The organism is Halalkalibacter kiskunsagensis, assembly GCF_037027555.1.
Classification (GTDB): domain Bacteria; phylum Bacillota; class Bacilli; order Bacillales; family Bacillaceae_D; genus Halalkalibacter; species Halalkalibacter kiskunsagensis.
Map to the genome: position 1 here is coordinate 120,582 of NZ_JAXBLX010000012.1, position 6,555 is coordinate 127,136.

Sequence of the window (6,555 nt, forward strand, 5' to 3'; positions counted from 1 at the left end):
AAATGACAATATATCATTCAATTAAAGTTTCAAAAGGTACGGGGGGATTTGGAGGACCGTTACAAATCACTCCAACCCCAGAGAAAAACAAAGTTGTTTATATTACTGGAGGGCAAAAACCTGACATTGCAGATAAAATAGCAGAATTAACTGGCTGTGAATTAGTTGATGGCTTTAAAACATCCGTTCCAGAAACGGAAATGGCATGCGTGATTATCGATTGTGGTGGAACGTTACGATGTGGATTATATCCTCAGAAAAAAATTCCAACGATTAACATTATGCCTACCGGTCAAAGTGGCCCGCTCGCAAAACATATCACAGAAGATATTTACGTTTCTGGGGTGAAAGTTGGGAATATTCAGCTCACTGAAGGTTCTGAAGCACCGCAATCAACGACTGAACAAGTAAGTAATGAAGAAGCAAAAAGTAAGGAAGGAAAGTATAGTACAAAAAAGAAGATCAGTGAACAACAAGCACCAAAAGGGTTTATGGCAAGAGTCGGAATGGCAATGGGGTCAATTACAAGTGTATTTTACCAAGCTGGACGTGAGGCTATTGATACAGTCATTAAGACAATCCTTCCATTTATGGCGTTTGTTGCCATGCTGATTGGAGTCATTACCGAGTCTGGTATTGGTGATCTGTTTGCAAAATACTTATCACCTTATGCTGGTTCCATTTGGGGATTAATTGTCATCGCACTTATATGTTCCTTTCCACTCCTATCCCCTTTTTTAGGACCTGGTGCCGTGATTGCGCAAGTGGTTGGAACGTTAATTGGGGTTGAAATTGGAAAAGGAAATATCCCTGCAAACTTAGCATTACCTGCATTATTTGCCATTAACTCTCAAGCTGCAGCAGACTTTGTTCCAGTAGGATTGGGTCTTGCAGAAGCTGAGGTTGAAACAGTAGAAGTAGGGGTTCCATCCGTTCTTTATTCAAGGTTCTTGACAGGGGCACCAACAGTCTTTATTGCGTGGTTGGCTAGCTTTGGATTATACGATAGTTAATGCTTTTTTTTGGAAAGTTGGATTCTACACATCGTAGAATCCAATATTACTTGGGCTTGGGTTGGATGACTTTTAGCATGAGCGCTACTACTAGTTTTGCCAATTATGCTTTTTTAAGATTGAGAACGGGAATTTTAAACTCTTTATTCAATTGGACCGTGCAATTTTTCGTTCCATTGTAATCTGATGTCTGTTTTAACACTTTCACAATGTTGTTGTAACACATCTATCAAGTTAGAAAGATTACGATTTTTCAGGGACTCATACATATATTGATGATCTTGATGCCGCCTTAAACTATTTTCTAGATCGTTACTATATACAACTCGAGCTAGTGAGACCTGAGGGTTAATAGAATTATAAATATCTAGAACTTTTTGATTCGATGTCCATTCAACTAGTAATTGGTGATATTCCATGTCAAGTTTGTTGTATGTTTCAAAAGAAAATGGCTGCCTTTCTAATAACGTATCCATTTGGAACAGTAATTGTTTCCATTTATCAAGTTGTTCTACTGATACATTATTGACAACTTGACCTGCAGACCAGGTTTCAATCATAAAGCGAGCATCAAGCACTTCTAAAAAATCTTTATATCTTAATTGAGTAATATAAGTTCCTTTGCGCGGCAATATTTCAATTAAACCTTCATGAACTAATTGGTTAACTGCTTCTTTGACTGGATAGCGACTCACTCCAAACTTTTCTGCCAGCTTATTAATATCAAGTTTGTCGCCTGGTACGAATATTCCACTAATAATTTCTTTTCGGAGAACCCTATATATTTGTGTTGCCAGTGCAGACGTTTCAATTATGTTTTTCAAAGTACACACATCCCTTGGTTTTTTAAAAAATAATAACATGACATGTAACATTTTAATTAAATTATAGGTGATTATAATTATGGCAGTCAATTTATTGTTTTGTAAGAAAAGCAAATTAGTAAGCATTATCAAAAAACAGTTGACTGACTAGTGAGAAAATTATAACATGTAATACAGAAGGGTGACATGTGAAATGTTACATTTCACTGAGTGTAAAAGGAGGTTGTTAAAAAGGCAATTGAATAATGTTAATAATGTAAATCGTTTGCTATCTATGAAAGTAATGGAAGGGAATGGATGGTTGTATAAAAGTATCGAAATATTTGATTTCAAATCTAATAGTTATAACAGTGAGGTGAAAGAATGGATCATAAATACTTATTAAAAATGAAAGCGATAACAAAGGTGTTCCCGGGTACAAAAGCGTTATCAAACGTTAATTTGCTAGTGGAGAAAGGTGAGGTTCATAGTTTAGTAGGAGAAAATGGAGCAGGGAAATCTACTTTAATGAAGATTATCGGAGGCGTTCATCAACCGGAGGAAGGTCAAATCTTTTTCGAAGGTAAAAAAGTAAGATTTACCAATCCAAAAGAATCACAGGAAGCTGGAGTTGGACTGGTCCACCAAGAATTAAGTTTATGTGCTCATATGACTGTTGCAGAAAACATTTATATTGGTCGATTGCCTAAGAAAAAGTCAACGATGGTTGACTATAAAAGACTTTATAAAGATTGTCAGGAAATACTTGATATTTTTAAAGTCACTTTTAAACCAAATCAAGTTGTTGGAACACTTAATATTGCAGAACAACAGATCATTGAAATTGCAAAAGCTATATCACTTGAATGTAAGTTATTAATACTTGATGAACCGACTTCCTCTCTTACTCAACCTGAATCAGAAGTTTTGTTTGAAATTATCAATATGCTGAAAAATAAAGGAGTAAGTATTCTGTATATCAGTCATCGAATGGAGGAGATATTTAGAATTTGTGATAAGGTAACTGTTTTAAGAGATGGAGAATATGTTGGTACGATTGAAACAAAAGATAGCAATGAAAACAATATCGTTAGCATGATGGTTGGGAGAGATATAGATAATAAATATCCTAATAAATCAACAAATGTTTCTAAGGAAGAAATTTTAAAAGTTAAAAACTTAAAGTCTGACGGAATGTTTAATAATGTTAGTTTTTCTTTATATAAAGGTGAGATTCTTGGTTTCTCTGGCATTGTCGGAGCAGGTAGAACAGAGGTTATGCGTACGATATGTGGGATTGATGGCAAGACGAGCGGAACAGTGTATTTAAATAATCATCCACTAAAGATTAAATCATATCGAGAAGCTATCCGCTTTGGTATTGGATACGTTCCAGAAGACAGGAAAGATCAGGGGTTATTTTTAGATCAGAGTATTCAAAGAAATTTAACAGCAGCTATTTTAGATAAAATTAAAAAGGGTGTACTCTTAAGAAAAAGTATGGAGAAGGAAATTACTCTCGAATATGTTGATCGATTATCCATTAAAATATCAGATATTCATCTTCCAGTTGATAGTTTAAGTGGGGGAAATCAGCAAAAAGTGCTTCTTGCAAAATGGATGGCGATTAAACCAAAAGTTTTAATTTTGGATGAACCTACTAGAGGAATAGACGTTGGCGCGAAGGTGGAAATTTATAAATTACTTAGAGAGCTTTCACAACAAGGGATTGGAATAATTGTTGTATCTTCAGAACTCCCTGAGGTTATTGGAATGTCTGATCGTGTAGTAGTAATGCATGAAGGCAATGTAACAGGGGTTTTGGATGGAGAAGATTTAAATGAAGAAAAGATTATGACGCTTGCTTCTGGTATTACGAATGAAAAGCAAAATAAGAAAGGAGTAATTTAATGGATATTAATAGTAATCTAAATACACTAGGAAGATTGAGGTCTAGTAATTTATTTAAAGTAGCATTTGGTTTTAGAGAAACGAGTTTGATCATCATCATTTTATTAGTGTCTAGTTCACTTAGTATTTTTTCTCCATATTTTTTAACAAATAGTAATCTTTCATCAATGGGAATTGCTTTAGTAGCAGATGGAATTATAGCGATTGGTATGACGGTTGCTCTAGTTTCAGGGAACTTTGACCTTTCGGTAGGATCAATAATGGGGTTAGCAAGTGTAGTAGCTGGTACTTTGTTTTTGGCAGGGTATGACATTTGGGTGGCTTGTACAATAGCTATTATAGCTGGGTTAACATGTGGATTAATAAATGGTTTTTTTGTAGGGAAAGTGGGACTTAATCCTTTTATCACAACTTTAGCTATGATGGGAATTGCCAGGGGAGTGGCTTACATATTTACAGAGGGTTCCCCGGTCTCACTTAGAGGTGTTCCTGAAGTTTTTAGGTTTATTGGAACTGGAAGTGTCGCTGGAATCCCATTTATCATTCTTTTACTTATTGGAGTTACTTTAGTCGTCGACTATTTAATGAGGCGATCAGAACCATTCCGGAAGGTTTATTATATAGGAAGTAATGAAAAAGCTGCGATTTTATCGGGTATTAACGTGACTAAAGTTAAGATGGGAGTATTTTTATTAACTGCTTTATTAGCTAGTATTGCGGGAATAATTGCTTTAGCAAGATTCGGGGTTGCTACACCTACAACAGGTGAAATGGCAGAGTTGCGAGCTATTGCTGCGGCGGTAATTGGAGGTACAAGTTTAAAAGGAGGTGAAGGTTCAATATTTGGTGCCGTACTCGGAGTCCTTTTGTTGGCAGTTATTAATAACGGTCTTGTATTGCTTAGTGTTTCAGTTTATTGGCAGCAATTTGTTACATTCTTAATTCTACTGGTAGCGGTTACAATTGATCATTTAAGTCACAGAAAAACGAAAACTACTTAAACTAAACTAGATTTAGGGGGGAAATTTTATGTTGGAAAAAATGAAAGATTTTATTTTGTTGAGTATTTTTAGCTTCTTTATAGTAGCGCTTGTTGGTTGTAGTTCAGATGCTAGTGTGGCAAAGCAGCCAGAATCTGCATCAGAAACAACCGTGTCTGAAGCTCCTTTTGAAGGTAGTAAGGATGAAGTTTATTATGTCATTTCGTTTTTATCTGGTTTAGATTATTGGAAAAGTGTATTTGATGGTTTTCAAAAAGCAGGGGATCAATTTGGTGTAGAAACTAAATATACAGGAGATCCTGGATACGATATTAACCAATCTGTAGCTGTATTCGAACAAGTAGCTGCAACAAAGCCTGCGGGTATAGCTGTAGCGGCTATTAATGCTGATGCACTAGAAGGTCCAATAAATCGCGCTCGTGAACAAGGAATAGAAGTTGTAACATACGATAGTGACTCTCCCGAGAGTGATCGGTCTTCATTTTTATCTACAGGAAATGCTGCTGCTGGCGAAATTGCGGCTACACATATGGCAGAGTTGATGGACGAAGAAGGGGAAATTGCCTTATTATACACAATCGGGCAACAAAATGTGGAAGAAAGAATTACCGGTTTTGTAACTGCTATAGAAAAACAATATCCAAATATGAAAGTGGTTGTTCGTGCTAACGATAGTGGAGACCAAACAGAAGGCGCACGTGCTCTTGCAGCTGAATTACAAGCGAATCCTAATATTAAAGGTGTATTTGCTGCAAATGGAGTAGCTGGATTAGGGGCAGCGACAGCTGTTCGCGAAGCTGGTAAAAGAGACCAGATTAAAATTATCGGTTTTGACACAGATAGTGCTTTGTTAGATATGGTAAGTGAGGGGGAAGTAGATGCCACGATTGCGCAAGGTACTGAAAATATGGGCTATTGGTCAATGGCATTTCTCTATCATTTAAAACATGATCTAGCTCCTGAAAGCTTGCCAGGCTTTGTGGATACAGGAGTTAACATTGTTACAAAAGAGAATGTTGAAGAATTTTATGTTGAATAAATAAGAACAATAGGGATTCTAATTGTAGAATCCCTACTTTGTAACTACAAGGAGGAGAATTATGGAGTATAGAGTGCTTGGAAAGACAGGACTTGAAGTATCAAAATTAAGTTTTGGAGCATCTTCATTAGGATCGGTGTTTCGAAATATTGATGAAAATGAAGGGATTAGAGCGGTACATACGGCTATTGACTTAGGGGTGAACTTATTAGACGTATCTCCTTACTATGGGCTAACAAAAGCAGAATCTGTATTAGGTAGAGCGTTAGAACAGATACAAAGAAATAAGTACATTCTTTCGACGAAGGCCGGTCGGTATGGAGATAATGACTTTAACTTTTCAAAACAAACCATTGTTAACAGTGTGGAAGAGAGTTTGAAGCGTCTTAAAACGGATTATATTGATATTCTTCACCTACATGATATTGAATTTGGATCGTTGGATCAAATTATGGAAGAAAGTATTCCAACTTTACAATCATTAAAGAAAGAAGGAAAAATTCGTTTTATAGGTGTGTCAGGTTTACCACTTAAAATTTTTAAGACGGTATTGTCTCAAAGTAATGTAGATACAATTTTATCATACTGTCATTATTCACTTAATAATACGACTTTAATAGATCTTCTAAAAGAGATTAACAACACAAACGTAGGGGTGATCAATGCATCGCCTTTCTCAATGGGATTGTTAAGTAAAAGAGGAGCGCCACCTAAACTGGCACCTATGTCAAGGACACAATAAAAAAAGAGATTAAGCAACTAGAAGATGATTCCTATATTGAATAGGG

Annotated in this window: 5 protein-coding genes and 1 pseudogene; 5 read left to right on the forward strand and 1 reads right to left on the reverse strand. The window is 35.9% G+C overall.

Features of this window, described 5'->3' with window-relative positions:
- Positions 1–2: 2 nt before the first annotated feature.
- Positions 3–1,013, forward strand: a complete 1,011-nt coding sequence (gene srlE, locus SLH51_RS09145) for a PTS glucitol/sorbitol transporter subunit IIB (protein WP_335960850.1) — start codon at positions 3–5, stop codon at positions 1,011–1,013.
- 143 nt (positions 1,014–1,156) lie between these two features.
- Here the strand turns inward: srlE and SLH51_RS09150 are convergent, their stop codons facing one another.
- Complete coding sequence (locus SLH51_RS09150; RefSeq protein ID WP_335960852.1) at positions 1,157–1,837, reverse strand: GntR family transcriptional regulator; 681 nt, start codon at positions 1,835–1,837, stop codon at positions 1,157–1,159.
- 363 nt (positions 1,838–2,200) lie between these two features.
- On the opposite strand from SLH51_RS09150, the gene SLH51_RS09155 reads away from it, so the two are divergent.
- The 4 genes and pseudogenes from SLH51_RS09155 to SLH51_RS09170 form a co-directional block, all read left to right on the forward strand.
- Positions 2,201–3,727: a sugar ABC transporter ATP-binding protein gene (locus SLH51_RS09155; protein ID WP_335960853.1), complete on the forward strand. Its 1,527-nt coding sequence runs from the start codon at positions 2,201–2,203 to the stop codon at positions 3,725–3,727.
- The gene (locus SLH51_RS09160; protein WP_335960855.1) at positions 3,727–4,728 is read left to right on the forward strand and encodes an ABC transporter permease; all 1,002 of its coding nucleotides are present in this window, start codon (positions 3,727–3,729) and stop codon (positions 4,726–4,728) included. The genes SLH51_RS09155 and SLH51_RS09160 overlap by 1 nt, the downstream gene beginning before the upstream one ends.
- A 28-nt stretch (positions 4,729–4,756) precedes the next feature.
- Positions 4,757–5,767 (forward strand): substrate-binding domain-containing protein, encoded by a 1,011-nt coding sequence (locus SLH51_RS09165; protein ID WP_335960857.1) that lies wholly within the window; start codon positions 4,757–4,759, stop codon positions 5,765–5,767.
- A gap of 61 nt (positions 5,768–5,828) precedes the next feature.
- A pseudogene (locus SLH51_RS09170) lies at positions 5,829–6,476 on the forward strand (aldo/keto reductase); the annotation flags it as partial.
- Between the last annotated feature and the right edge of the window lie 79 nt (positions 6,477–6,555).

What these genes read in the sequence shown, in the direction of transcription:
- srlE (WP_335960850.1), top strand. Translation starts at nt 3, where the DNA reads ATGACAATATATCATTCAATTAAAGTTTCAAAAGGTACGGGGGGATTT.
- SLH51_RS09155 (WP_335960853.1), top strand. Translation starts at nt 2,201, where the DNA reads ATGGATCATAAATACTTATTAAAAATGAAAGCGATAACAAAGGTGTTC.
- SLH51_RS09160 (WP_335960855.1), top strand. Translation starts at nt 3,727, where the DNA reads ATGGATATTAATAGTAATCTAAATACACTAGGAAGATTGAGGTCTAGT.
- SLH51_RS09165 (WP_335960857.1), top strand. Translation starts at nt 4,757, where the DNA reads ATGTTGGAAAAAATGAAAGATTTTATTTTGTTGAGTATTTTTAGCTTC.